The organism is Leucobacter luti, assembly GCF_019464495.1.
Lineage (GTDB): Bacteria > Actinomycetota > Actinomycetes > Actinomycetales > Microbacteriaceae > Leucobacter > Leucobacter luti_A.
Genome location: NZ_CP080492.1, coordinates 3,278,709 through 3,305,233, shown reverse-complemented (window position 1 = coordinate 3,305,233; position 26,525 = coordinate 3,278,709). Strand labels below are relative to the sequence as shown.

General features: G+C 65.6%; 20 protein-coding genes and 1 pseudogene. 10 read left to right on the top strand and 11 right to left on the bottom strand.

All coding sequences use genetic code 11. The annotated features are described in order from the left end of the window. Positions 1-33 precede the first annotated feature (33 nt). The 4 genes and pseudogenes from K1X41_RS14780 to K1X41_RS14765 form a co-directional block, all read right to left on the bottom strand. A complete protein-coding gene (locus K1X41_RS14780) occupies positions 34-1,089 on the bottom strand; it encodes a Ppx/GppA phosphatase family protein (RefSeq protein WP_133616934.1) in 1,056 nt (351 codons plus the stop codon). Positions 1,090-1,160: 71 nt separating this feature from the next. Further along, positions 1,161-1,897: pseudogene (gene deoC / locus K1X41_RS14775) on the bottom strand (deoxyribose-phosphate aldolase). Positions 1,898-1,946: 49 nt separating this feature from the next. Then, on the bottom strand, positions 1,947-4,550 hold the full coding sequence (locus K1X41_RS14770; protein WP_220174967.1) for a DEAD/DEAH box helicase: 2,604 nt from the start codon (positions 4,548-4,550) through the stop codon (positions 1,947-1,949). Then, positions 4,547-5,974, bottom strand: coding sequence for a DUF2130 domain-containing protein (locus K1X41_RS14765; protein ID WP_220174966.1), 1,428 nt, complete (start codon positions 5,972-5,974; stop codon positions 4,547-4,549). The genes K1X41_RS14770 and K1X41_RS14765 overlap by 4 nt, the downstream gene beginning before the upstream one ends. 177 nt (positions 5,975-6,151) lie before the next feature. On the opposite strand from K1X41_RS14765, the gene K1X41_RS14760 reads away from it, so the two are divergent. Genes K1X41_RS14760 through K1X41_RS14750 form a run of 3 tightly spaced genes read left to right on the top strand, consistent with a single transcriptional unit; the run spans position 6,152 to position 10,238 of the window. After that, entirely contained in the window at positions 6,152-7,234 is a 1,083-nt protein-coding gene (locus tag K1X41_RS14760; RefSeq protein WP_132202640.1) for an NADH:flavin oxidoreductase/NADH oxidase, read from the top strand. Between the two features lie 40 nt (positions 7,235-7,274). Then, positions 7,275-8,495: a winged helix DNA-binding domain-containing protein gene (locus K1X41_RS14755; RefSeq protein WP_220174965.1), complete on the top strand. Its 1,221-nt coding sequence runs from the start codon at positions 7,275-7,277 to the stop codon at positions 8,493-8,495. Positions 8,496-8,507: 12 nt separating this feature from the next. Beyond that, positions 8,508-10,238, top strand: a complete 1,731-nt coding sequence (locus K1X41_RS14750) for a cation:proton antiporter (protein ID WP_133616940.1) — start codon at positions 8,508-8,510, stop codon at positions 10,236-10,238. A 13-nt stretch (positions 10,239-10,251) separates the two neighbouring features. Here K1X41_RS14750 and K1X41_RS14745 read toward each other — a convergent pair whose 3' ends face one another. Next, complete coding sequence (locus K1X41_RS14745; RefSeq protein WP_133616941.1) at positions 10,252-10,854, bottom strand: nicotinamidase; 603 nt, start codon at positions 10,852-10,854, stop codon at positions 10,252-10,254. 56 nt (positions 10,855-10,910) lie between these two features. Beyond that, entirely contained in the window at positions 10,911-11,399 is a 489-nt protein-coding gene (locus K1X41_RS14740) for an Lrp/AsnC family transcriptional regulator (RefSeq protein WP_132202632.1), read from the bottom strand. Between the two features lie 191 nt (positions 11,400-11,590). Between K1X41_RS14740 and ald the strand changes: the two genes are divergently transcribed. From ald to K1X41_RS14710, 6 genes are all read left to right on the top strand, one after another. Continuing rightward, entirely contained in the window at positions 11,591-12,718 is a 1,128-nt protein-coding gene (gene ald, locus K1X41_RS14735; RefSeq protein WP_132202630.1) for an alanine dehydrogenase, read from the top strand. A gap of 23 nt (positions 12,719-12,741) precedes the next feature. Next, complete coding sequence (locus K1X41_RS14730; protein WP_133616943.1) at positions 12,742-13,215, top strand: hypothetical protein; 474 nt, start codon at positions 12,742-12,744, stop codon at positions 13,213-13,215. 14 nt (positions 13,216-13,229) lie between these two features. Beyond that, a complete protein-coding gene (locus K1X41_RS14725) occupies positions 13,230-14,825 on the top strand; it encodes a helix-turn-helix domain-containing protein (protein ID WP_133616944.1) in 1,596 nt (531 codons plus the stop codon). Between the two features lie 180 nt (positions 14,826-15,005). Beyond that, positions 15,006-16,487, top strand: coding sequence for an APC family permease (locus K1X41_RS14720; RefSeq protein ID WP_133616945.1), 1,482 nt, complete (start codon positions 15,006-15,008; stop codon positions 16,485-16,487). Continuing rightward, the gene (locus K1X41_RS14715) at positions 16,484-17,095 is read left to right on the top strand and encodes a hypothetical protein (RefSeq protein ID WP_133616946.1); all 612 of its coding nucleotides are present in this window, start codon (positions 16,484-16,486) and stop codon (positions 17,093-17,095) included. Before K1X41_RS14720 ends, K1X41_RS14715 begins: the two co-directional genes overlap by 4 nt. A gap of 22 nt (positions 17,096-17,117) precedes the next feature. Further along, positions 17,118-18,233 (top strand): Zn-dependent alcohol dehydrogenase, encoded by a 1,116-nt coding sequence (locus K1X41_RS14710; RefSeq protein ID WP_133616947.1) that lies wholly within the window; start codon positions 17,118-17,120, stop codon positions 18,231-18,233. Between the two features lie 198 nt (positions 18,234-18,431). Here K1X41_RS14710 and K1X41_RS14705 read toward each other — a convergent pair whose 3' ends face one another. Genes K1X41_RS14705 through K1X41_RS14695 form a run of 5 tightly spaced genes read right to left on the bottom strand, consistent with a single transcriptional unit; the run spans position 18,432 to position 24,514 of the window. Then, positions 18,432-19,664 (bottom strand): pyridoxal phosphate-dependent aminotransferase, encoded by a 1,233-nt coding sequence (locus tag K1X41_RS14705; protein WP_220174964.1) that lies wholly within the window; start codon positions 19,662-19,664, stop codon positions 18,432-18,434. Then, the gene (locus K1X41_RS14700; RefSeq protein ID WP_220174963.1) at positions 19,661-20,785 is read right to left on the bottom strand and encodes a hypothetical protein; all 1,125 of its coding nucleotides are present in this window, start codon (positions 20,783-20,785) and stop codon (positions 19,661-19,663) included. Before K1X41_RS14700 ends, K1X41_RS14705 begins: the two co-directional genes overlap by 4 nt. Then, entirely contained in the window at positions 20,782-21,090 is a 309-nt protein-coding gene (locus K1X41_RS16045) for an AAA domain-containing protein (RefSeq protein ID WP_309478058.1), read from the bottom strand. The genes K1X41_RS14700 and K1X41_RS16045 overlap by 4 nt, the downstream gene beginning before the upstream one ends. Beyond that, positions 21,045-21,902: a DEAD/DEAH box helicase gene (locus tag K1X41_RS16040; RefSeq protein WP_309478057.1), complete on the bottom strand. Its 858-nt coding sequence runs from the start codon at positions 21,900-21,902 to the stop codon at positions 21,045-21,047. The genes K1X41_RS16045 and K1X41_RS16040 overlap by 46 nt, the downstream gene beginning before the upstream one ends. Further along, on the bottom strand, positions 21,899-24,514 hold the full coding sequence (locus K1X41_RS14695) for a TM0106 family RecB-like putative nuclease (RefSeq protein WP_309478056.1): 2,616 nt from the start codon (positions 24,512-24,514) through the stop codon (positions 21,899-21,901). Before K1X41_RS14695 ends, K1X41_RS16040 begins: the two co-directional genes overlap by 4 nt. A 326-nt stretch (positions 24,515-24,840) precedes the next feature. Here K1X41_RS14695 and K1X41_RS14690 point away from each other — a divergent pair, with 326 nt between their 5' ends. Next, a complete protein-coding gene (locus K1X41_RS14690; RefSeq protein ID WP_133616951.1) occupies positions 24,841-26,430 on the top strand; it encodes a DEAD/DEAH box helicase in 1,590 nt (529 codons plus the stop codon). Positions 26,431-26,525: the final 95 nt, after the last annotated feature.

The window sequence follows — 26,525 nt, the reverse complement described above, 5'->3', positions numbered from 1 at the left end:
GGATAGCACCGGCTAGCACCGGATGGCACCGGCCTATGCGGTACGCGGGGATCCGAACTCAGCGGGTGCCGGAGCTTCGTTGGGTGCCGGAGCTTCGTTGGGTGCCGGAGCTTCGCTCGGCGCCGCAGCTTCGTCGGCTTCTTCAACGGGCTCAGCCCCGCGCCCGTCAAGCGCATCAATGTAGCGGAGCACGATGCCTTCGCGCAGCGCCCACGGCGAGATCGTGAGAGTCGAAACTTCGAACACTTTCATGGCGGTGCGCAGCACGATCGCACCCGCCATGATCTGATAGCCGCGCTCCGGAGTGATGCCAGGCAAATACTCACGCACGTTCGAGGGCATGTCTCGCAGGGTGGGCTCCCACTCCCGCAGACCCGCGTAGTGGAGCGGAGCGAGATCACCGGTTTCTGGATCCGAGGGGCCCCCGATGAGCCGGGCAAGCGAACGGATCGTCTTCGAGGTACCCACCACACGCTTCGGGCGTGGCCGGTCGAGGAACAGCTCCTCGCGCACCCGGGTGAATTCGTTGCGCGCGTGCATTCGCAGCGCGGAGACGGCCTCCCGCGGCGGCGGATCCTCGGCGAGATAGTTGATCGTGGTGCGCCCTGCCCCGAGCGGGAGCGACACCTGTACGTCCGGATACTCGTCCGCGCCCTGCGCGATTTCGAACGAGCCGCCCCCGATATCGAAGAGGAGGATCTCGCCAGCGGACCAACCGAGCCAGCGACGCACCGCGAGCATCGTGATCCGCGCCTCGTCTTCGCCGGAGAGCACGTGCAGCGAGACACCCGTTTCCTTGGCAATGCGCGCGAGCACGGCTTCACCATTGGCGGCCTCGCGGATGGCACTGGTCGCCGTGCAGATCAGATCATCGACGCCGATCTCGTGGGCGATGCGCACTGACTCAGCGATCGCCGCGACGATCAGGCGCACTCCCTCTTCGACGATGGCACCGTCCGAGTCGAGGTAGCGCATGAGTCTCAGCACTGAGCGCTGCGAGTGGTACGGGTCAGGGCTCGCACCGGGGTGAGCATCAACCACCAGCAGGTGGACGGTGTTGGACCCAACGTCGATTACTCCGAGGCGCATGTGCTCAGTCTAGAGCCGTGGCGGGCGAGAGCTGGCTCCTGGCACAGATTGACACTTTGCACGGTCCGACATCAGTAGCCCGATCCCGATCCCGAGCCCGATCCCGAGCCGGTGTTCGAGGCCGCACGCGCAGTGTCGTCCCACTCCGCGAGGATCGCGGCCGTGCCGGAAACGCCGAACCGCGTGGCGCCGGCAGCCCAGAGTTCTCGGACCGCAGCGGCGGTGCGAATCCCCCGGAGGCTTTAATCCCGAGACGCCCGCCGACGGTATCCGCCATCAGCCGCACGGCGTGCACACTTGCCCCGCCCGCCGGATCGAATCCGGTTGACGTCTTCACGAAGTCGGCGCCAGCCGCTTCGGCTGCACGGCACGCGCCGATGATCTCTGCATCACTCAGCGCAGCAGTTTCAAGGATTACCTTGAGAACGCGGTCCGTCGCTGCCTCCCGGACGGCGCTGATCTCGGCCTCGACGCCCGACCAGTCCCCCGCGCGCACGAGCCCGCGGTTCACGACCATATCGATTTCGGCTGCACCGTCGCTTACGGCCTGCGCCGCCTCGGCAGCTTTCACCTCGGCCGCGTGCACACCGCTCGGGAAGCCAACGACGGTGACGACCTGCACTGGGCTGCTGCGCAGCGGACCAGCAGCTTCCTCGATCAGCGTCGGGCTGATGCAGACTCGGGCAACGCCGAGTTCGCGCGCGGCGAGGAGGAAGGTCTCCAGCTCAGCCGGGGTGGTGCTGGGGGCGAGGAGCGTGTGATCAGCGTTCGCGAGGAACAGTTCGGTGGTCAGCGCAGTGGGGCTCATGTGTTTCTCCATTCAAGCGAACTCGTCAAGTGCGGGGTGGGCAGCGGTCTTACTCGCCCGTCAAGGGTCCTACGCGCTGCACGCGCACCGCGGGTTCGCCCTCGGCCTCCGTGGCCTCCAGGTCAATGACCCCTTCGATTGCCCAGTCGCGGTCGCCCGCAGGGTCGAGCAGCACCTGCCGAAACTTCCACACTCCGGCTGCTTGCGCATCAGCACCGCGGTCGATCTCGAGCAGGGCCGCAGCGCGCGCGTCAGTGTCGGTGCGAATCTCGTCGTACTCCGTGTAATACCCGGCGAGCGCGTCGCGCCAGCGCTGCTCTCCGAACCCGTGCGGACCGTCAAGTTCTGCAAGCTCGGCATAGCGCTCGAATGCCGCCGCCTGCACGCGACGGAACAACGCGTTGCGCAGCATGACCCCGAACGCACGCTCGTTGGTGAGTACGGAGCGGGCTGGCGGCGCGAGATCGATGCCACCAGCAGTCGTGGCGCGGTGCGCCTCGGGATCCGGGTTCGCGAGCTCGTTCCACTCGTCGATCAGGCTGGAATCCACCTGGCGCACCAGCTCGCCGAGCCAATCGATGAGCTCTTCGAGCGCTGGGTTCTTGGCTTGCTCCGGCACTGTCCGCTCGATGGCACGGTACGCGTCGCTCAGGTAGCGCAGCACACCGCCCTCAGCACGCCCGAGCTGATAGAACGACACCAGGTCCCGGAATCCGAAGGCTCGCTCAACCATGTCGCGCACGATCGATTTCGGTCGCAGCTCGTAGTCGCGCGCCCACGGTACCTCTTTCACGTATTCGTGGAAGGCCTCGTCAAGCAGTTCTTTCAGCGGCTGGGGGTAGGTGATCGCTTCGAGCAGCTCCATACGCTCCTCGTATTCGATCCCCTCGGCCTTCATCGCAGCAACGGCCTCGCCTCGGGCGCGATACTCCTGCGCGCGCACGATCGCGCGCGGATTCTCGAGCGTCGCCTCGATGATCGAGATCACGTCGAGCGGATAGGACTCAGACTCGGGATCGAGCAGCTCAATCGCGGCGAGCGCAAACGGTGAGAGCGGCTGGTTCAGTGCGAAGTTCGCCTGCAGTTCCACCGTGAGCCGGAGTAGGCGCTGGCCGCGCTCATCCTCGTGAATTTCAACAATGCCGCCGTTGCGGAGCGTGCGGAAGATCGACAGTGCGGTGCGCGCGTGCGCGAACTGGGCCGCGCGCGGCTCGTGGCTATCGAAGATCAGCATCTGCATCGTGTTGAGGGCCTCGCCCTCCCACTCCTCACCGCGGCCGATCACACCGAGCACCATGGCGTGCGTTACCCGCATACGGCTCACGAGCGGCTCGGGCTCTGAGCTGATGAGCTTTTCGAAGGTCTGCTCGCTCCACGCGACGAAGCCCTGCGGAGCCGATTTCTTCTTGACCGGCTTGGCCTTCTTCCCGCCTGTGCCGGCTGACGCTTTGGCTGCGGCCTTCGCCACGGCTTTCGCATTCTCAATCTCATGTTCGGGCGCGAGAGCGATCACGTCACCCTCAGTGTCGTAGCCCGCTCGCCCAGCGCGGCCCGAGATCTGATGAAACTCGCGCGCGGAGAGTCTGCGCATCTTCTCGCCGTCGAACTTGGTGAGCGCCGTGATCACGACGGTGCGGATCGGCACATTGATGCCGACACCGAGCGTGTCAGTGCCGCAGATGACGCGTAACAGGCCGCGCTGGGCGAGCTGTTCGACGAGGCGGCGATAGCGCGGCAACATCCCTGCGTGGTGCACGCCGATCCCGGAGCGGACGAGCCGAGACAGTGTGTTGCCAAAGCCGGTGGAGAAACGGAACTCGCCAATCGCCGCTGCGATCTCGTCGCGTCCGGCGCGATCGACAATCTTGATCGATGCGAGCGCCTGTGCCTGCTCGACCGCGTGTGACTGGTTGAAGTGCACGAGATACGCCGGAGTCTCACGATCAGCGATGAGCTGCTCGACCACCTCGTGCGCTGGGGCCACTTCGTAGCTGAAGCTGAGGGGCACCGGCCGTTCAACTCCGGTGACAAGCGCAGTGTCGCGCCCCGTTGCGTCGCTGAGATCCGAGGCGAGCTCGGTGACGTCGCCAAGTGTTGCGGACATGAGCAGGAACTGCGCGTCGTGCATCAGCAGCAGCGGGACCTGCCACGCCCAGCCGCGGTCTGGGTCGGCGTAGTAGTGGAACTCGTCCATGATCACCTGAGTGATCCCGCCCGTCTCCGGATTGTCGACGTTCTTGTCTCGAATCGCGAGGTTTGCGAGAATCTCTGCGGTGCAGCACAGGATCGGGGCATCAGAGTTGATCGACGAGTCACCGGTGATCATTCCGACGCGCTCGGCACCGAATACCTCAACAAGGTCGAAGAACTTCTCGCTCACGAGCGCCTTAATCGGCGCGGTGTAGACCGTGCGCCGCCCCTCGACCAGGGCAATAAAGTGCGCACCGATTGCCACGAGCGATTTGCCGGTGCCTGTTGGCGTGGCGAGAATCACATTGCTGCCGAGGGTGATGCCGAGCACAGCTTCCTCCTGCGCTGGGTACAGTTGCAGCCCCCGTTCCTCCAGCGCCCACTCTTCGAACGCAGCGAACGCCTCGTCGGCACCGCCTGTGCCGTTGGCTCGCGCACGCTCGAGCGCCTGTTGCAGGCTCATGTGTCGGGGTTCTCCTTCGTAGGTGCTGCCGTGTTCGTTGGTTCCAGCTCCGCGAATCTCGCCTGCATCGTCGCGTTGCCGCGCGTGAGCTTCTTCACGGTGACCCCCTGCGCTTTGTCGTTGGCGAGCCGCAGGTTGTTCTCTGATTTCAGCAGTTGCTCTCGCACCTTTTCCATCTCACGGATCGAGGTGTCGATGCGTTTGATCGCTTCCTGGAACTGGGCTGAGGCAAGTTCGTAGTTGCGCCCGAACGCGCTCTTGAACGAGTCGAGTTCTTCCTCGAAATTCGTGATGTCGATGTTCTGCGACCGCACGAGTTCGAGCTCCGTCTTGTACTTCAGAGAGTTCAGCGCCGCGTTGCGCAACAGCGTGATCAACGGAATGAAGAACTGGGGGCGCACCACATACATTTTCGGGTAGCGGTGCGACACATCAACAATACCGCCGTTGTAGAGTTCGCTCTCCGGTTCGAGCAGTGAGACGAGCACCGCGTATTCGCAGCCCTTCTCCCTCCGGTCCTTGTCGAGCTCTTTCAGGAAGTCTTCGTTCTTGTGTTTCGTGGCCGTGCCATCGGCCTCGTTCTTCATCTCGAACATGATCGACACGATCTCGACCCCCGCAAGGTCCTCGTCGCGGAAGATGAAGTCGCCCTTGCTGCCGCTGCTCGCGTCATTGTCCTTCTCGAAGTAGGCGTTCGGGAACGCGGTGGCGCGAATTTGATTGAACGTGGTCTCGCAGTGCTGCTCAAGACTCTCGCCAATCATCTTCGTCGACAGCCTGGCCTTCATATCGCGCAATCGCTCGATCGCGTCGTCGCGATCTTTCAGCTGCATTTCGTAGCGCTCTTTGAGTGCCTGCTCAGCGAGCTGCTTCTCCAGTTGCGCGCGATCGAGCCCGTTCTTGAGCTCATCTCGTTCCTTCGCCACGGCACCGACTGCCTCCGTGACCTCGATCTGGCGTTCGAGTTTGTCGGACGCAAGCTGCGCACGGAGATCTCGCACTGCGGTTTCCTGCTCCGCGAGCTGCTTCTGCAGATGCGCGGCGATCTTCGCCTCGGCGAGCTCGACCGCGGCTTCCTGCTCTCGCTGCACCTGCGCCACCTGTGCCGCGAGCGCGTCCCGCTCCTTCTCCACGGTGCTCAGTGCTTCTGCCACCGCGAGCTTCTGCGCGGTTTCTCCTGCATCGAGCCGGGCGACAAGCCGCTGTATCTCCGCGTCCTTGGCCGCGGCAGTTTCCTGCAGCGCGCCAGCCGCTGTCGCCTCGGCGAGTTTGAGGGCGTTCTGTTTTTCTTGCTCTGCGAGCTGCAATCGCTCGTGCAGTTGGGCTTCAAACTCGCTATCGCGCACCTGCTTCAGGATGTCCGCGTACCCGGCTTCATCAACGGTGAATGCTTTGCCGCAGTGTGGACACTGGATCTCGTGCATGGTGGCCTCCTTCACCGGTACGTAGGCTGTGACACTGACTAACCCTGGCACAGGCCCCTGACATTCACAGTTCGGCAGGCCGATCCCGCAGGCCGATCCGGCACCTTGATCCAGCTTCCAGCTCCCGCACACCGACCCCCCGGCAACTCTGCAGGGCCGCGCCAGTACACTTCCGCCATGGCAGATCCGTATCTCTTCCGCCCGTTCACGTTGCGAGGTATGGAGGTGCGCAACCGGCTCTGGGTTGCGCCCATGTGCCAGTACTCGGTGACCGAGCTCGATGGGATTCCGCGCGACTGGCACCTCGTGCACGTTGGAGCGCTCGCCCGCGGAGGCGCTGGCCTGGTAACACTTGAAGCGACCGCGGTCACCGCGGAGGGACGAATCTCCCCGCGTGATTTAGGCCTGTGGTCCGACGAGCACACGCCTGCCTTCGCGCGGCTCGCGGAGATCGCGCACGCACACGGAGCACGGATCAGCGTGCAACTCGCTCACGCAGGCCGCAAGGCAAGCACCTACCCCGCACTTCCCGGCTTCCCCGCTGGCACGCAGCCGTCCTCCGAGGGCGGCTGGGAGACTGTTGCCCCCTCGGCAGTTCCGTTCGGAGATTTCACCACACCGCGCGCACTGGAGGTTCCCGAGCTCCACTCCATCACAGCGGCATTCGTCGCAGCGGCCGGACGCGCGGTCGCAGCGGGCTTCGACGCGATCGAGGTGCACGCTGCCCACGGTTACCTCCTCCACGAGTTCCTCTCCCCCCTCTCGAACCTGAGAGACGACGGCTACGGCGGCGACCTCGCGGGACGCGCCAGGCTGCTGCGCGAGACAGTGCGTGCGATCCGCGGAGCGCACCCTGAGCTTCCCGTTGTCGTGCGGCTCTCAGCCACCGAGTGGGTGGATGGTGGCTTTGACCTAGCCGAAAGCGGTGTCGTGGTGGCCTGGCTCGCCGAGGACGGCGCCGATCTCATCGACGTGTCCTCCGCAGCGAACCTGCCGAGCGCCCCGATCCCCGTCGGCCCCTCCTACCAGGTGCCGCTCGCCGCTTCGCTGCGACAGGGCCCGCTGCCCGTCGGCGCGGTCGGACTCATTACTTCCGCCGAGCAGGCCGAGGCGATCCTGAGCACCGGGCAGGCCGATGTCGTCTACCTGGGCCGGCCCCTGCTCGCGAACCCGCACCTGCCGATCTCCTGGGCCCATGAACTGCGGGCGCCCGTGGCCGCAGAGCTCGTGCCCGCGCCGTACCACCGCGCACGGTTCTGACTGCTCGCGGCCCAGGAACGCTCAGGTTTACACTGAGCGAATGACCTCGATCCTGAGCCCAGACGACCTCCTGCGGCTGCGCGTGCACGCGCTCGGCTTAGGTGTGCAGCCAGGAGCGCAGGCACGTGGAGTGGGCTCCGGAACCGCGGCGGCGCGCACAACTGAATCGGGACCAGCCAGGATCGCCGAGACAGCCCAGCGCATGCTCGCTGTGCAGGGGCAGGACTGGCGATCAGCGCGCTGGGCGCTGGGAGTGCGCACGCCCGGCACCACCGTCGCTGACGTGCACGCGGCGTTCAGCGAGGCCCGAATCGTGCGTTCGTGGCCCATGCGCGGCACGATCCACGTCGTTGCCGCGGAAGACATTGGCTGGATGCAGACGGCGTTGAACCATCGCGTGCTCGCGGGAGCGCCCAAGCGGCGGGAGACGATCGGGCTCGGTGATGCAACGCTCGACAGGATCGTGGACGTGTCGCTCGCGGCGCTGCGCGGTGGCAACGCGCTCGACCGCGACGGCTTGTCTGCCGTGTGGACGGACGCGGGGATCGAGTGGCAGTCAGGGTGGCGGTACCACGTGATCTGGTGGCTGTGTCAGAACGGTCTCACAACGTTTGGCCCCGTGCATGACTCTGGGGAACCATTGCTCGTGCGAGCAGATGAGTGGATCACCGCCCCACGCACACTGACTGGCGATGACGCGCTCGGAGAACTCGCGTGCCGGTACACGGCGGCTCGCGGTCCGGTCACCGAGAAAGATTTCGCGTGGTGGACCGGACTCACGGTACGTGAAGCGCGTCGCGCCCTGGCACTCACGGCAGAGGCTGGTGGCGTCGTACCGGTGCGCCTCAATGACGCGTCAGGCCCACAGTATTGGGTGACACCGGAGACGCTCGGTACGATCCTGCCCGCCAGCAGGCCAACCCCGCAGCTCTCCGAGTGGCTGCTACTCCCCGCCTTCGACGAGCACCTCCTGGGCTACACCGACCGCGCAGCGCAATTGGATCCCGCGCACTTCGACCGGATCGTCCCCGGCCGCAACGGCATGTTCCTCGCGACCGTGGTATCTGATGGACGGGTGCGTGGCACCTGGCGCCGCGGACAGCGTATCGGGAGCGGCATCGAGCTCACCGCACTGCCTGGCGAGCGCGTCGATCCCAGTGCGCTCATGCCAGAGCTCGCACGCTGGTGCGAATTCCACGGGTTCGCGCCGCTCACATTCGATCTCCAGGAGACTCCGAAACCCCAGATAAGTGGCACGTGAGAGGCTAGAAATATGGAAGTCGCCCTGATCGCAGTCATCGCCGTCGTCGTGCTTGTGGGGGCGTCCATCTTGGGGAGCAAGATCGGCGTCGCGGCACCGCTCGTGCTCGTGGTGGTGGGGATCGGGGTGGGGTACCTTCCGTTCGTGCCGCTCGTCGAGATCGACCCGGAAGTCATCTTGCTCGGCGTGCTGCCTCCGTTGCTCTATGCCGCAGCGGTCAACGTGCCGCTGATCGATTTTCGTCGCAATCTCCGCCCAGTCGTGGGCCTCTCGGTGCTACTGGTCATCAGTACTGCGGTCATCATCGGATTCGTGCTGCACCTCGTCGTGCCAGCGATCCCGTTCCCCGTGGCTATCGCTCTCGGTGCCGTGATCAGCCCCACTGACGCGGTCGCCGCGACCTCGATAGGTAAACGGCTCGGGATGCCGGATCGGGTCGTAGCAATTCTCGAGGGTGAGAGCCTGGTGAATGATGCGACCTCGCTCGTGCTTCTCAAGACCGCCATCGCCGCAGTCTCCGGCACCTTTGTGTTTTGGGACGCTGCCGGGTCGTTTGCATTCTCCGTCACTGCGGCGATCATCGTCGGCGGCCTGATCGGCATGGTCACGGTGTGGATGCGTGCGAAGTTGCGCAATCCCGTCTATGACACGATGATTTCGTTTGCGGTTCCCTTCGTTTCCTTCATCCCCGCCGAGGCGATCGGTGCCTCCGGGGTGCTCGCCGTCGTGGTCACAGGCTTGTACACCGGACATCACGCCTCTCGTCGATTCAGCGCGACCGCCCGAATGAACGAGCGTCTGAACTGGCGCACAGTGCAGTTCGCCATGGAAAACGGAGTGTTCCTCGTGATGGGGCTGCAACTCCACGCACTCGGAGAACACGTCGGCGACAGTGCGCTGCGCCTCGAACACGTCGCGCTGATCTCACTCGTGCTGGTGGCTGTGCTCATCGTGTGCCGCGCGGCGTTCATGGTGCCGCTCATTGCCTCAATGCGTGGCTCACTCGACCGTTACACGCAGCGCAGCAACGGACTTTCACGCATGGCTCGCAGCGCGAAAGCGACGAACAATCCCGCGTCGCCGAGAGTGCAGCGCGTCAAGCTCCTGGCCGAACGCACCCGCGCTGATCTCGAGCACGAGCGCCACCAGCGACTCGGGTGGCGTGATGGCGCCGTCCTCTCCTGGAGCGGAATGCGCGGTGTGGTGACGCTCGCCGCAGCGCAGTCGATCCCGGTGGGGATACCCTACCGTCCGCAAATCATCCTTATCGCGTTCGCGGTGGCTGTCATGACGCTCCTCTTGCACGGCCTCACACTGCCGCTCGTCATTCGAAAGCTCTGGCCCAACGGCTCGGGGGCCGGCGCAAGCGCAACTGAGCTTGCAGCACTCAAAAGCGATCTGATCGAGGCCTCAGACGAGGCAATCGATGACGCACTTGCGAGCGCAGACAGCGAACAGCCCGCCCCGTCCGACGAGATCGTTGCGCGCGCACGGGCGAACGCCCGCAACAGTCTCACCCCCATCATGATGAACCTGGCGGCTACCGGATCGCTCACCGTACCGAGCGAAGAGACACCCGGCCAGGCCCTGGTGCGGCTCAGCAGGGTGGCACTCGACGCGCAGCGCACCGCACTGCTCGATGAACGAGCGATCGGTCGCTACAGCTCACAGGCGCTGCGCGCAGCTGAGATTGCGCTTGACGCCCACGAAACGCGTCTCATCCCGCCTGGCGTGCATGGCTAGCTGGGGCGCCGGCTCAGCAGATTTCGACGCCCGCGGTGGCAAGCTCCCGCAGCGCGGCGGCCGAGCTCTCGGGGGCCACTCCAGCAACAAGATCGGAGAGCAGCCTCACGCGGAGGCCAGCCTGCACTGCGTCGAGCGCTGAGGCGCGCACGCAATAGTCTGTGGCGATCCCGACGACGTCAAGAGCCTCGATCCCGCGCTCCGCAAGCACGGCCGCGAGATCGCGACCGTCGTGAGTGCTGCCGTCAAACGCGGAGTACGCCGGCTCGCCGGTCCCCTTGCGCACGTGCACGTCGATCCGGTCAAGCGGGAGCGCTACGTGATACTCGGCTCCCGAGGTGCCCTGGACACAGTGCGCGGGCCATGTCGTGACGAAGTCGGGCGCTGTGCCTGGAGCGGCGAAGTGGCCGCCGTTGTCCGAGTCGCCTTCGTGCCAATCGCGCGAGGCGGCAACGAGCGCGTAGTCGTGGCTTCCAGCGCTCTGCCGGGACCCGCCAGCCTCGCCGCTCAGCAATTCGGCAATACCAGCGGCGACAGCGTTCCCTCCGGCGACGCCGAGCGCACCGCCCTCGGTGAAGTCGTTCTGCACGTCAACGATGAGCAGCGCTCGAGTCATCACATCTCCCGGTCCGAAGGATCACGGACCCGACCGCGGGCCCACGTGTCATCAGCCTACGCCGAGCGCACCGGATTCTGATGGTGACTAAACACGATGCTCGTCCGCGTCGACGAGACTGCGGGGTGCGCTGAAAGATGCTCCATCACGAAGTCGCGGACGTGGTCTGAGTCACGTGCCGCGAGATGGATGATGAAGTCTTCGACCCCGCCAAGGAAGAACAGCTGCATGACTTCAGGCAGCGCGCGGAGTGAATCGCTCATCTCCGAGATCCGCTGTCTCGCGCCCGATCTCACCGTCACGCTGATGAGCACCTGCAGGCCGAGACCCATCGCGCGGGGATCGACGCTGGCGGTGAACCCGGTGATGATCCGTCTCGTCACCAGGCTGCGCACGCGAGCGATGCAGGTCGATGCCGCCACGCCGACACGCTCAGCGAGCTCGGCATTGGTGATTCGGCCGTTCGACTGCAACTCGTCGACGATCTTGCGGTCCACCTCATCAAGATCCATGTCCGGGCGCAGATTCTTCGATCCATCGGGCATTGGCCACCGCTCTCAATCGCAGGATTCCCACTCGAACAACTAATTCCGAAGAGAATTCACCTTTTCACTACTGATTACGAATATACTGCACAATTAGTTGGTTCCGCCGCATCGTACGACGTATGTTCGTCTCGAAGCTGAGGCAACTTTCTTTCCACACACCCTTTCCGTAGATTTCTTTGGAGCATGTCATGCGCGTCGGTATTCCCACCGAGATCAAGAACAACGAGAACCGCGTCGCCATTACCCAGGCTGGCGTCTTCGAGCTGACCCGCCGCGGGCACGAAGTTTTCGTGCAGGCTGGCGCCGGCCTCGGCTCGGCCATCACCGACGCGGAGTACACCGCAGCCGGTGCCAAGATCGTCGAGAGCGCAGACCAGGTCTGGGCTGACTCCGACATGATCCTCAAGGTCAAGGAGCCGATTGCCTCCGAGTACGCCAAGATGCGCAAGGGGCAGGTGCTCTTCACCTACCTGCACCTCGCAGCAGACCGCACGCTCACCGACGCGGTCCTCGCATCGGGCACCACGGCAATTGCCTACGAGACCGTGCAGCTCGCAAACCGTGGCCTGCCGCTGCTCGCCCCGATGTCCGAGGTCGCTGGCCGACTCTCGGTCCAGGTTGGCGCATACTCACTGATGAAGGCCAACGGCGGACGCGGCGTCCTCCTCGGCGGCGTCACCGCGACCCGTCGCGGCAAGGTCGTCGTCATCGGCGGCGGCGCTGCCGGTGAGCAGGCAGCTCGCATCGCCTTCGGTATGGGCGCAGAAGTCACCGTCATCGACATCGCGATCCCCCGCCTCAAGCAGCTTGAGGATGAGTTCGCTGGTCGCATCCAGACCCGCACTTCGAACGCACACAACATCACCGAGGCACTCAAGGATGCCGATCTCGTCATCGGCTCCGTGCTGATCCCCGGCGAGAAGGCACCCAAGCTCGTCACCGACGAGATGGTCGCGCAGATGAAGCCGGGCTCCGTGCTCGTTGACATCGCAATCGACCAGGGCGGCTGCTTCGAGAACTCGCGCCCGACCACACACGACGACCCCACCTTCGCCGTGCACAACTCGATCTACTACTGCGTGGCGAACATGCCCGGCGCGGTCCCGGAGACCTCCACCGCAGCGCTCACCAACGCCACCCTCCCCTACGTCGTCGCACTCGCCGACAAGGGCTGGGTCAAGGCGCTGAACGCTGACGAGGCGCTCGCAAAGGGCCTCAACGCGCACGACGGCGTGGTCACCTTCAAGGGTGTCGCTGACGCCTTCGACGGCCTGCCGTTCTCCACCGTTGAGGACGTGCTCGCAGCGAACGCGTAAGCACAGGGCGTACTCTGGATCCTATGGATCTGAAGTTCACTTTCGGAGGGGCAGCACCGGATCAGCATGATCACGGCGCTGCCCCTTCGGGCATTTCTCTGCCAATTACCGCCAAGCCTGTCTCGCTCGGCCCCGCAAGTAGCGTGCTCGAGATCTCGGTGCGACGCGCCGAGACTGCGCTGATCGCCGAGGCAATCTCCGGCGACGGCGTCACCTACGCCCGCGCTGAAGTTGCGCTCGCGGCTGGCACCGCTCCCTCCGGGGAACCCACACCCGATACCCTCGCGAAAGCCGTACGCTCGGCCGTGTCGCGCGTGGTCGCTGGACTTGATGGCCCACTGGCAGAGAGCGTCACGGGCCTCGTGCTGGATCTCGGTGCTGACGCCGCCGACGTACTTGCGGCGCTCGGCATGGATCCTGCTGCCCCCACCGTCGACGCAGCTCTGCAGCGCCGTGCGGGTATCGCGATGGGCACCCCGGTCCGAATCGGCGGGTAACGTACGCTGGAGCGGTGTCACTCAGCCTCCGCAAGCTCCTCCAGAACCCGTCGCTCCGCCTCCGCCTCGTGGTGGGAGGCGAGGATGCTGCGTCGATTGAGCAGTCCCTCGACCAAGAGTTTGAGTGGCTGCACGCCACAGACATGATCGACCCGACCCCATTTCTCGGTCCAGCAGAAGTCATCCTCACCCTCGGGTGGCAGTTCCCCGTGGTTCGATCTGCTGACCCTTCGGTGCCCGAGGTGCGATTGTCGCAGGAGCGACTCGAGCGAATGTACCTCGACTACGCGGCGTTGATCGCAGCGCACGGCGTCATCGGTGTCGGCTTCGGGAGCGACGTGCTGCACCAGGGGATCCCACCGCAGCTGGCCATGGCGTGTCGGCAGCATGGACTGATTCTGTTCGATGTCCCATACGAGATCTCGTTCATGGATTTGCTACAGGAGGCGGCGCGCGTACTGCAGCGAGACCAGACTGAACGCTATACGCGCTCACTCCGCGCCCAGAAGGCCATTGCCAACGCGGCGACGCGACGTGACGGATTGAGTGCAACACTGCGTGAGACCGCGCGACAGCTCGGCTGTGGTGTGGCGCTCTACGATCCGCTGGGGCGCCCAGTGACCCTCGTCGAGGCGCCGGATGGCCCGCGCGTCACAGCCGCAGAGCTCTCGCCGATTGTGCAGCGTGCACTCGAAAGCGATCAGCGCTTCCTCTCCACACAGGTCACGCCAGAGGTTGAAGCGGTGCTGCAAATGCTGGGCGAACCCGGCGAGCCCAGCGGCATGCTCGTACTCACCCTCAGCCGCGGCTTCGATGACGTCTCACGCAATGTACTGTCGAGCGTGCTCGCCCTCGTGAGTGTCTCGCTCCAGCAGAACCAGGCACTCGGCGCGCTCCACACCACACTCAGAGAGGCACTGCTGCAGCTCGTGTTGTCGGGCAATGTGGCGGTGACCAGGCACCTCGTGGAGAGTGTGTGGGGGCCGCTCCCTACTCCCCCGCTCGTCACACTGGTGGGGATCCCGCAGCACTTCCAGGCAGAACGCCTCATGCCGGCGCTCGAGTCGCTGCAGGCCACCGCAGAGTTCCCGGTGTTCTTCGCGCAGTATCGCGGAGACGCCGCGCTGCTTGTGCGCGAGCCGGACGCGGAGCTGGTGCTCGCGCAACTCGCCCCCTTCGGCCTGGTCATCGGGCGGTCCCGCGCCGATCGGTGGGAGGGGCTGGAGCTTGCGCTCACTGAGGCAAAGAAGGCTGCCGACTTCGGGCTGCGCCGCGGGACCGGTGCGGACGGCTCGGTGACATCATTCACCGAGCTCTGGCGCGAGGGGATTTCCGATCTGATCGACGCCTCCGATGCCGCGCACATTGCGCGCCGCCTCCTCGGCGCCGTCAACGCGTATGACGCGGAGTCTGATGCGGACCTCCTTCGCACGCTCCGCGTTTGGCTTCGGCACCATGGCCGCCCCTTGCCCACCTCCCGTGAGCTCGATGTGCATCGCCACACCCTGGCGCACCGGCTCGCTCAAATCGCCGATCTCACCGGCTCCGACCTTGACGATTTCGAGGTCCGCGCCGAGCTCGCGATCGCACTGCGCTATCTCCAGGAATAGCAAACCGTCGAGTCAGGCGCGAAATGCTGGCCGGTTTGTCACCGTGATCCCGCAGTGATCCGCGACAAAGTGGTGGCCGCAGCGAGCGATGTGAGCTAAACGTCCAATGCGGCTCGCCCGAGCCCAGTGCGAAGCTGAGGAGGTCCACATCCCACTCGCGTGGCGCAAAGGAGCTCCTGCATGACGACCAAACTCAAACGAAGCCTCGGGTTCGGTGCGGCCTATGCCGCATCGACCGGCCTCGTTGTCTCCGGCACCGCGATGGTGTCGCTCGGCAACGGTTTCGGCACAGGTGGCCTCGCCTTCGCAATTCCCGCTTTCATCGGGCTCATCATCATCACCATGGTCGCCATTTCCTACGGCGAACTCGCCTCGATGCTGCCAGGAGGTGGCATGGTGGGCGAGTACACGCTGCCGGCGCTCGGCCGCCTCATGGCGATCATCGCGGTGCTCGGCGGGTACCTCGTGCTCGTCTCCGCAGACGGCGGCACTCAGCTGCTCGTCGCCGGAGAGTCATTTGAGTCGCTCACTGGCTTCCCCGCCGCCGCGTTCTCCTTCTTGCTGCTCGCGATTCTGCTCACGCTCAACATTTCCGGCGTCGACATCTTTGCGCGCGTTCAGATCCCCGTCGTGTTCGGCATGATGGGAATCCTCGCGGTCATGGGAGTCTCGGGTGTACTCGGTTTCACGGCCAGCACACCCGTCAACAACCCCGTATTGAACACGGACTGGAGCACGCTGGCTTCGATGGGTGCCGTGGCAATCTGGCTGTACATCGGCATGGAGTTTGTGGCTCCGCTCGCAGAAGAAGTTAAAAAGCCGTGGAAGACGATTCCCATGGCCATGATCATTGGTGTCTGCACCATCTTCATTGTCGACGTGCTGTTCGGGTGGGGCGCAACGCGCTATGCCGATCTCGCTGAGATGGCAAGCTCCTCAATCCCGCACGTGGTTGGCGCCACCGCAATCTTCGGGGCCGCTGGCGGGCTGATCATGACGATCGTCACGATCCTTGCCTCGTTCTCGACCGGCAATTCGTATCTGGCCGCGATCCCGCGCATGCTGTACGGCCTCGCCAATGAGGGCCTGCTGCCGAAGTGGCTTGCCCAGGTCAGCCGCCGCACGCGTGTGCCGTGGGCTGGCATGCTCGTGACCGCGGGATGCATGGCATCAGTGCTGCTCTACTCGACGTTCGCGGACGGCGGCATCGATCTGATCCTGAACCTCATTAGTATCGCCTGCACCACCTGGCTGTTGAGCTACATCATTGCCCAGATCGATGTGATCGTGCTGCGCCGCCGATACCCCGCAGCTCGCCGCCCGTTCAAGACGCCGTTCTACCCGGTGCCGCAGGTGCTCGGAATCGCCTCGTGTGTCTACCTGATCGCGTTCATCGTGCCGGATATGGAGCAGCGCCTCGTAGTGTGGGGCAGCGCAGCAGTGATCATCGCCGCGATTGCCCTGTTCGCCGTGATCTGGCTGAAGCGCAATCGCCTGCCGCTCTTCACTCCCACCGATCTCGTGCACACGCAGAGCAACATCATCGTGCGCTCGGAAGGCCTCGGGGATGGCTATGAGGAAATCGTTGACGCGCGGGACGCTTCGGCGGCTGCGAACACGGCAACGTCCGCCGATCCGGCCGATGTCGAGGGAACACGATGACCGGCTTCGGTGCCGCCGTAGCCCCCACCGTGAAGCCGCGCACACCGCGCAAGCACCCCCTCGCGGGCAACGGCCCCATCGTGGACCGAGCACGGCAGGCGCTGCGCTTCACCGCGGAGCAGTTCGGGGAGGTGACGGGAGCCGACCAGACGACCGTGTCAGTGCGCACCGCAGACGGACTCGACCTCGCACTCAGCTACGAACCCGGAAACTATGTCTTCTCGAGGGTGTATGCCCTCACCGTGAGCACGCAGCTTCCCGCATCGACAGCGATCCCCCGCGGAGTGAAGCTGGTGCACCGCGGCCCACAGCGCGGCGGCACCTTTGTGGCGGATCGCGGTTCATTGCCAGACTCACGTGCAGTGGCGCGCCTCAACGCGATCACGGCTGAACATCTCGGCACCATCGACATGGTGCGTGCGAGCATCGCACAGACCGGCCAACGCACGCTCACACTCAGCCCGATGGGTGGAGCATACGTCTGGGTCATGATCCCTCCCGTGTTCAAAGCGACAGCATTCCCGCCTGGCGAGCCGGAGCGGATCCTCGCCCTCATTCGCGCGGTGCGCGAGCTTGATCCGGCACCCTCACCCTCCCCCAGCGCCTGAGCTGGAACGAAAGGAACCTCTCATGTCAACGATCCCCGTGAAGGCAGCCGTCTTCGTCGCCCCCAACGCTCCGCTTGAGATTCGCGAATTGCAGATCTCTGATCAGCCTGGCCCCCATGAGGTCCTGGTCAAAATCGCAGCTTCTGGCGTCTGCCACAGCGATCTGCATGCGCTCGACGGTGACTGGGACACGCCCGCCCCGCTCGTGCTCGGCCACGAAGGTGCCGGCGTGGTGCTCGCCGTCGGCTCAGAAGTGACCGAGCTCTCCGTCGACGACCACGTGATCCTGTCGTGGACACCGTCGTGCCAGAAGTGCGAGTTCTGTGTCTCAGGCACTCCTGTGCTGTGCCAGCTCGCGAACGAGACTGCATACCAGCACGTGTTCTTCGACGGCAAGCCACGCCTGAGCGACGGCGCGGAAGCAGTGAAGAGCTTCCTTGCCGTCGGGTCTTTCGGCGAATACGCAATGGTGCCTGCTTCAGCGGCGATCCGCATCCGCAAAGATGCCCCACTGGCCCAAGCCGCGCTCGTCGGCTGCGCGGTGACCACCGGGATCGGCGCAGTGACAAACACCGCCGGGGTCGAGCCCGGCAGCACCGTGCTCGTCGTGGGCTGCGGTGGCGTCGGTCTGAATGTGGTGCAGGGCGCGCGGCTTGCAGGCGCGAAGCAGATCATTGTCGCGGATGTGAGCGACGAGAAACTTGAGCTGGGTCGCACCTTCGGCGCCACGCACGTGATCAACAGCCGGGAAGTGGACCTGCTCGAGACAGTGCGTGAGCTCACCGGCGGCCGCGGAGTGGACTACGCCTTCGAGGCGATCGGCCTGCCGTTCACCATTGAAGCCTGCTACGAGGCCGTCCGCCGCGGCGGCACGGCGGTCGTTGTCGGCCAGGTCGCCGACGGGGTGAAGATCTCAATCGACCCGTTCGTGATGAGCGACCAGGAAAAGAAGCTAATCGGCTCGAACTACGGGTCAAGCAGGCAGTCGATCGACTTTCCGAAAATCATCGACCTGTACATGGAGGGCCTGGTGGACCTCGATTCGATGGTGACCGACCGCATTACGCTCGACGGCGTCAACGATGCCTTCGCCGAAATGCGCAAGGGCCGCGGCATCCGCTCCGTCATCGAATACTGATTGCACGCACCCGACCGTCTTTCGTGAGCGCCATATGGGCTGTGCTCAGGTGCGGCGAGCTTCAGTGAAGTCTCGAGTGCATCTGAGCGCAGTCTGCGACGGCACAGCTCCGTGCGGCCGTCGCCAGAGCTTTGCTCGGAGTTGGGGGCCGTCGTTGGAGCGGGGGCATAGCCGTGGCCAGGGCCAGGGCCAGACAGCTTAGCCGCGTTGGAAGCGGATGATGCGGTCCAGGGCCTCCGCGACGGCCGCCTCGCCAGCGGCGTACGACAGCCGGACGGCGCGGTGGCCAGCGACAGTGTCGAAGTCGGTGCCCGGCACGACGGCAACGTCGGCCCCCTCTAGCAGTGCGCGTGCGTACGCAGACGAGTCCGCGTAGCGCTCCAGCTGCGGCCCGAGCTCCGAATAGTAGTAGAACGCGCCGTCCGACGGCGCAGCGGTGCCCCACCCGAGCTCAGATTCGGCATCGAGGATGAGTGCGCGCGCGCGAGCAAAGCCGCCGACGATTTCGTCGCGCTCCGCATAGTTCTCCTCGGTGAACGCGCGCATCGCAAGTTCCTGCGCCGGTGCGGGAGGCGACAGCGCAAAGTTCGACGCGAGTGCTTCGACCGGCCCAATCAGAGCCGGCGGCAGAATCGCCCACCCCAGCCTCCACCCCGTCATGCCCCAGTACTTCGAGAACGAGTTGATCACCACGGCTTCCGGATCAAGCTCACGCAGCGTCACACCGCGCGGATCCATTGCTCCCGGTTCCGGGAACGTGATGCCGTGGTAGATCTCATCACTGATGATCCGCACCTTGTTCGCCACACACCACGTGACGAGCGCTGAAATCGACGCTCGGTCGAGCATCGTGCCGGTCGGGTTCGCAGGCGACGCCAGGATGAGTCCGGCGAGCGGGCCGTGCTCGGCGACAGCTGCCGAGAGAAGCTCGGGCGTCGGCTGGTAGCGCGTCTCCGGTCCTGTGGGAATCTCGATGACCTGCACGCCGAGCGCGGTGAGGATGTTGCGGTATGCCGGGTACCCGGGGCTCGCGAGTGCCACGCGAGCACCCGGATCAAAGGCAGCGAGGAACACGAGCTGGAAGGCGCCAGATGAACCGGTCGTCACTGCCACGGATCCCGGGTCGAGCTCAACGTTGTACCAGTTGCGGTAGTGCTGGGCGATCGCCTCCCGCAGCGGAGTCGTGCCGAGTGGGCCGGTGTAGCCGGCTGGTGTGAGCGTGCCGGGTGCGGGGCGGGCGCTCGGCTCTCCCGCGCAGAGCGATACGACATCGTGGCCGTCGGCGCGGCGGCGCGCCACCTCGTCGGTGATCTGCATCACCTCAAAGGCAGGGATCCGCGAGCGCAGTGATGCCGCAAGCGGCGCGATGCTGGGCGCCTCCCCGAGTCTGCGGGAGGGCGGAGTCTTGAAGGGGCCGCCGAGTGTGCTCATGCTTCCACGTTAGCGGGCGAGGGCACCGCAGCGTCGAGATGCCGCAGGAAGATGATCAGCCAGGCGAAAATGATACCGGCCGCGACGAGCTCAAACGCCGCCAAGTTGTAGTACTGGACCGGCCAGAACAGGATGGCGGACACGACAATCCCGATCAGGGTGACGTCTGAGAACAGGAGAAATGCGCGCGTAAATCCGTCGAGCAGCCACCGCAGCCCGATCAGAATCCCTCCGAAGATCACGGCCATGCCGGTCGCGAATGTGTTGTGCACAATCAGATCCACGTTGACCGGCACTACCCCAACGCCTGCAAGGCACACACCGATGCCGACGAAGCCCCATTCCACGAGTGTGACGTTGCGGGTGCGGCTGGCGGGTGCGGCGCTGGCCCACGCATCGAGGGCAGGAGCCATCAGCGAGCCCAGCGATGCGAGGAGGAGGCCGCCGACGATCAGCGTTGAGTTGAAGATGATGCCGCTGACCCCGGAGCCAACTCCGAGCTCGCTGAAGTGCAGTTTCCACCACTCGGCATCACTCGTGGTGAGCATTGCGACCACGACGCCACCCGTCATGAATACGGCGAAAAGCGTCGACAGCCGTGACGTCGTGAGATCGCCGCCGGAGAGCGTCGCAGCGTACGCCGCCGCTGCCCCGAGCAGCACGACGATCATCGTGCTCGTAAATACATCGACCCGGAGACCCGCAAAGCCGCGCACCACGATCGAGATTGTGACGCCGACGAACAGCAGTGCAATGCCTCCGTGCACGAGTGCGATTGCGAGGATATTGATGATCCGCTGCGTTCGCACAGCCGCGCGCGGCCAGCCGGGAATTGCCGGCAGCGGAGAACGGACATGCTCGGCGGCCGCCGCAGCGGCAGCTGCGAGCCCGGCGAGCCCGAGGCCAATACTGCCGGGAGAGACCGCGCCCCAGAGCGGAATGGCCCCGTGAAATACAGTGAGCCCAACCACGGCACCCACGAGCGCCACGATCACGGCAGCTGTCAGGGCGCGTACTTCGCGCCGCGCCTCAGGCGAATCGCGCACGCTCTCCTCGCCCGGATACAGCAGCGTGAAGAACGCGTCGATGGCACGGCGCGTGCGCTCGGATACGTGGCTCATGCGCTCAGTGTACGACCAGACACGGCGGTGAACTCAGGACCTGGCTCGGCCGCGCGCTCAATGAGCCTCAGATACCCGGAGAGCGCCGCCAACCCCTCAGCCGAACTCGGGAGCCCGTCCCCCAGTCGATCCGATGACACGAGATGCGCGGCCCACTGTGCGCGGCTGATGCCGACGTTGAGCCGATTGCGCATCAACAGGAACTCAAGGCCGCGTGGCACATCCTCCGGGCTTGACGCGGCGAGCGTCACAATCGCGATCACGGCCTCCAGCCCCTGGAATCGGTCCACGGTGCCCACCCGCACGCCACTGAGCCCTGCAGCGCTGAGCGCCTCGGAGACGCACTCCACTTGCGCGTTGTAGGGGCGACGACGATGATGTCGGCTGGTGTGAGTGGCCTGGTCCGCGTGGCGGTGCCGCTGCCTCTGTCAACGTCGCTGCCGCTCCCACTGCCCGCAGGTGACTCACGCAGTGTTCCGGCCAGAGCCGCCCGCACCACGGAGATCACCGTTCCTGTTTCCTCCGGCGAGTGGTTCGAGTTCCCGTGGTGCGCCACCGGGTGCCACACCAGGCCGGCTGGACCGCAGCCCAGGGCTTCGCGTTCCCCGGCTGAGGCGTGCGCACTCAGCCGCCCATCGTATGACAGTTCGGAAACCACCTCGGTGAGTTCAGGCCGCATGCGCCTCGTTTCGGCGAGGAAGTAGCCCAGACGGGCGGGGAGCGTGTCCTGGTCGCCAAGAATCCAGGCGAGCGCGGAGGTATCGACCGGCTCGGGATGACTGCCCTGCGACACCTGCGGGAGCTGTTGCGGATCGCCCAACAACAACAGCCGATCCGCCGCCACGGAGGCCGCGATCGTTGGAGCGAGCGAGAACTGCCCGGCTTCGTCGATCACGAGGAGATCGAGCCCGCGCCGCGGGAAGCGATCATCGTTGCTGAAGTCCCACGCGGTGCCGCCCACCACACAGCCGCGGCCAGCATCGCGATGCTCCCGCACGAAGCCGAGCTGTCCGCCGGTACCGAGCACCGTGTAACCGGGGTCTGGTGCGTCAGGGGCAAGTCTGCCGCCCTGGGGCGCCTTCCCCACGAGCCGCGGATCGAGCCCGGCTGCAATCACCCCCCGTCGAGCACGTTCTCGACGACGCGGTGCGACTGCGCGACAACGCCGATCCGCCAGCCGTCGTCTTCAACTAGCTTCCGGATCACGCGCGCAGCAAGGTAGGTTTTGCCTGTGCCAGGCGGGCCCTGCACCGCAAGCGCCGAGCGATCGAGTGCGCGCAGACTCGCAACAACCGCACCAATCGTGCGTGCCTCCGCATCGCCACCGGCCGCAGCGAGCGCAGCGCGTGAGGCAGGATCAACGAGGGGCCCTCCGCCGATGAGTCGAGGCGTATCCCGCCGCAGCAGATCAACGACTGGATCGGTGAGGACCGCTCCCGACGCGAGCGCGTCAGCAACCGTCGCACCCCACTCCTCGATAGCTGAGCGTTGCCGCCCCTCAGGCGGAGGCGGGCCGGGCGCGAGGGCCACCGGCACAGTGGAGTAGGGAGTCGCATCACGCGGGAGCAACTCTTCGACTGTCACGCCCGCATCGTCGCGCGCGATCACACGCACTTTGTGCGCGGTGCGCTGGCCGGGAGCCGTGCGCGGCGCCAAGAACGGCGCCGGAGCGTCGTAGAGCACGTATGCGTCGCCTCCAGCTCGGGCAGAACTCCCGGGAGCGAGCTCGCCACTCAGTCTGAGGTGCCGCCGCTCGACGCGCGCCCGTGGCGGCAGATGCCAGTCTTCGAGCACACGGCTGCGCTCAGCATCAACGATCAAGACGTCGCGGGTGTCGGCCCACTCTTCGATGGGATCAGTGAGCCGCGCGTAGTGAGCCCACCAGAACGATTTACGCTCTCGCGCATGGTAGTCGATGGCGCTTCCTGCGAGAGCTGCAGCGGTGCGATCACGCGTGTCAGTCGCGCTCTCGGCGAGCGCCGCAAGCTGTGCCCCGAGCCGGCTCACCTCAAAGACTTGGTCCGTGTCTGGAGTGAACGGCGGCGCGGGAGAGACCCCGTGCTCGGCCGCAATGCCGAGCAACCAATCACGCAACCGTAGTGTCGAGACGCAGTCATAGCGGTTGTAGTCCGCGATCGCATCTAGCCGACGCTGGCCAGCGAGCTGGAGCTCCGCGCTGGGATCTGCCAGCTGCTCGGTCGCGTCTGCGTACTCCGTGACGGATTGAGCCGCGGTTGTGACGCCATCTTCCGCGCGCAACTCACTGCCCATGTACAGCGGCTCAAGCTTCTTAATGGAATACGAGCGCGATCCCACCAGGAGGGCACGCCGCACGATCGGGTACAGGTCGACGAGCACCTGATCGCGGAGAAGCGCATCGACCGCTGCTTCACCCACACCGTGCCGCGCGGCAATGCTGAGCAGATGCGTACGCTCGTACGCGGCATAGTGGTAGATCTTCATCCCCGGAAACTGCTGACGTCGCTCTGCAACAAACGCGAGGAACTTCATGAGGGCGGCTTTTTCTGCGTCCAGATCGTGTGCCCACAGTGCGGTAAAACGTTCCTCGCGATCCACGAAGCCGAACAGGTAGTCGATCCCCCACCGCGCACTCGTGTCGGCACCAGCTTCGCGGTAGAGCGGATCCCCTTCAAAGTCGAAAAAGAGGTCGCCGGGGTTCGGTTTGGGCAGTGACGCCAACGCTGCGGCGTCAACGACACGCACCGGGGGCGGCGAACCGGCAGACGCCCCGAGCTGAGCGGCAGCCTGAGCCGTGATCCGGGTCAGCACCGCGGTAGTGATGCCAGGCACTTCCCGCGTGCCCGCGACGGCCTCCGGCATCACCTGCGCAATCTCGTCAATCGTGGTGAGGCCCGCGGCCAGCAGCGCGTCGCGCTGCGTTCTGCGCAAGCCCGCGATGAGCAGCGGATCCCTCGTGCGCTCAATCTCTGGGGCACACACCTCGCACCAACCGCACGCTGTGATCTCGCCATTGCCCCACGCCACTGGGGCCGCGGTTTCTCGCCTGCCATCGGCTCCGGTCGCCCCAACTCGCGCACGTAGTATCTGGTGCAGCCTGCGGCGACGCGAACGGAACACCGGAGCGATGTCGGCGATCCGGTGTGTGGAGCGCGCGCCGTCCCCCAAGATCAGCGTGGCCGAATCAGCGACGGGGATCCCCACCCGCTCCAGCTGTTCCGTGTAGGCCGCTAGCTGCATCAGGGCGGTGACACGAGCACGTCGGGCAAGCTTGGTGTCCTCGACCTCGTACTCCCCCACGGCATTGAGTCGCAGGAAATCAGCGAAGCCGACGAAGCCGATCTCGGGCTCGGAAGCCGTGGCTGGCCGCTGCGACGGATCGAAAAATGTTGCCTGAAAGACGACGCCTGCCCTGCCGCGCAGCGCTGTGACTGTCTGTGCCGCAACGGCGGCAAGGTCCGCCTCACCCATCGAAGCGGGGCGCGGAATCTCCACCACGCCACCCGGTTCGCCCGCCGTACCGGGGCCGAGCTCGTCGAGATACGTGGCGAGCGTGCGCTCCTCGTGAGCGTCCCCGAGCCGCGCGGCACGGGCGAGCATCGGATCATCATCGAGCGGCACAGCAAGGTCACGGCCCAGTTTCGCGTCAACGCGGCGGAGGAACGCGAACTCGCACGCGCTCGCGGCGGTGAGGTCGCTGGCGCTCGTGACGATCCGCTGTTCACCGCCCGCTCGGGTCTGAATGAACACGTGCGCTCCTCTCCCGCTGCGACCCGATCGCATCGGTTCTGACGCGACTGGGATGTGTTTCGACGTTAGCGTGAGCCGCTGACATTCAGGGCCTCGCCACGGCATACAGCAAGACCTCGGCCGTGAGGCGCTAGAGTGGAGCACACAGGGCGTGATCCATTCCGCCCAGCGTCGCTGACTTTCAGTCGCCAGCCCTCGAAGGCCGGCCACCAGAACTTTCGCGGCGAACGAATGCGCGGTCCCGCGCACTCGCCGAAACCGCAGCTTCGCACTCACTCTGGCCCAATGCGGCCAAATGCGCGCTGCACATATGCAGAAAGGTCCCCGTGACCGAGACCACCCCCACTTTCCTGTCACTCGGCGTCCCGGCGCCGATCGCCGAGGCGCTCGCGCGCAATGGCAAGACAGAGCCCTTCCCGATCCAGCGCGACACCCTCCCCGACACCCTCGCAGGCCGCGATGTGCTCGGCCGCGGTCGCACCGGCTCAGGCAAGACCATCGCGTTCGGCATCCCCCTCGTGGCACGCCTGGCAACCGACGTTGTTGCGAAGCGCCGGCCGAGCCGGCCCCGCGCGATCGTCCTTGCACCGACCCGCGAGCTCGTGACCCAGATCGCCGAAACGATCAAGATGCTTGCCGATCCCGTCGGCGTGAAGGTCACCACGATCTTCGGCGGTATCCCCCAGCGCCGCCAAGAGCTCGCCCTCGAGGGTGGCATCGATGTCGTCGTCGCAGCTCCCGGCCGTCTCGATGACTTGCTCAAGCAGGGCGTCGTCTCCCTCGACGGCGTTGAGGTCACCGTGCTTGACGAGGCTGACCATATGGCTGACATGGGCTTCCTCCCGGTCGTCACGCGGATCCTGAACAAGACCCCGAAGGTCGGCCAGCGGCTGCTGTTCAGCGCGACCCTCGATAACGGCGTCGACAACATCGTGAAGAAGTACCTCCACGATCCGATCCGCCACTCTGTCGATTCCGCAGAGTCGCCCGTTCCGCAGCTCACACACCACGTGTTCGAAGTCGCTGGCAAGGATCAGAAAGACGCACTCATCGAGGCGCTCGCTTCCGGCACTGGTCGCCGCATCTTCTTTACCCGGATGAAGCACCAGGCCAAGCGCCTGGCGAAGCAGCTGTCTGCGAGCGGGATCCCCGCCGTTGAGTTGCAGGGCAATCTGTCGCAGAACGCACGCGATCGCAACCTCGCCGAGTTCGTCAGCGGCGACGCGAAGGTCCTCGTCGCAACGGACGTCGCAGCACGCGGCGTACACGTTGACGGCGTCGAGCTGGTCGTACACATCGACCCGCCAGTCGAGCACAAGGCATACCTGCACCGTTCCGGCCGTACCGCACGTGCTGGGAACGAGGGCGACGTGGTCACGGTCGTGCTCCCCGAGCAGCGCGGCGAAATGCGCCAGATCATGCGCGCGGCGAAGATCAACGTCACGCCGCGTCAGGTCAACCCGAACGCAGCGACCGTTGATCCTGAGGTGCTCAGCCTGATCGGTGAGGTCGCGCCGCGCGTCGATCCTCGTGAGATCGAGCGCCGCCGCGCGGAAGCGCAGAACGCACAGCAGCGTGCGGCAGGGCACTCCCCCGCTGGCCAGGGCAATTCGACCGGTGCCAACGCGAAGCGCAAGCGCTCACGCGGTGGCCAGGGCCGCGGTGGCCAGGGTCAGAGCGGCCAGAACGGTCAGGGTCAGGGCCGCGGTGGCCAGGGCGGCCAGGGCGGCCAGGGCCGTCCCGCACAGGCAGGCGCAGCCGGTGGCGGACGCGGGCGCGGCGGTCAGAGCCAGGGCGGCCAGGGCCAGCCCCGGCAGCGCTCGCAGGGCGGCGAATCAGGCGGCGGCCAGCGTCGTTCGGGGCGTCGCGCGCAGGGCGGCGGCTCGGTGTACTCAACGAGCTCGTCTGGTTCCTAACCCGCGACCGTGATCCGCAGGGGCCCGTGTGGTCGTCAGCCTGGCTGATGACCACACGGGCCCCTGCGGTCGTGGCGGAGTGCACCGGCCACGAT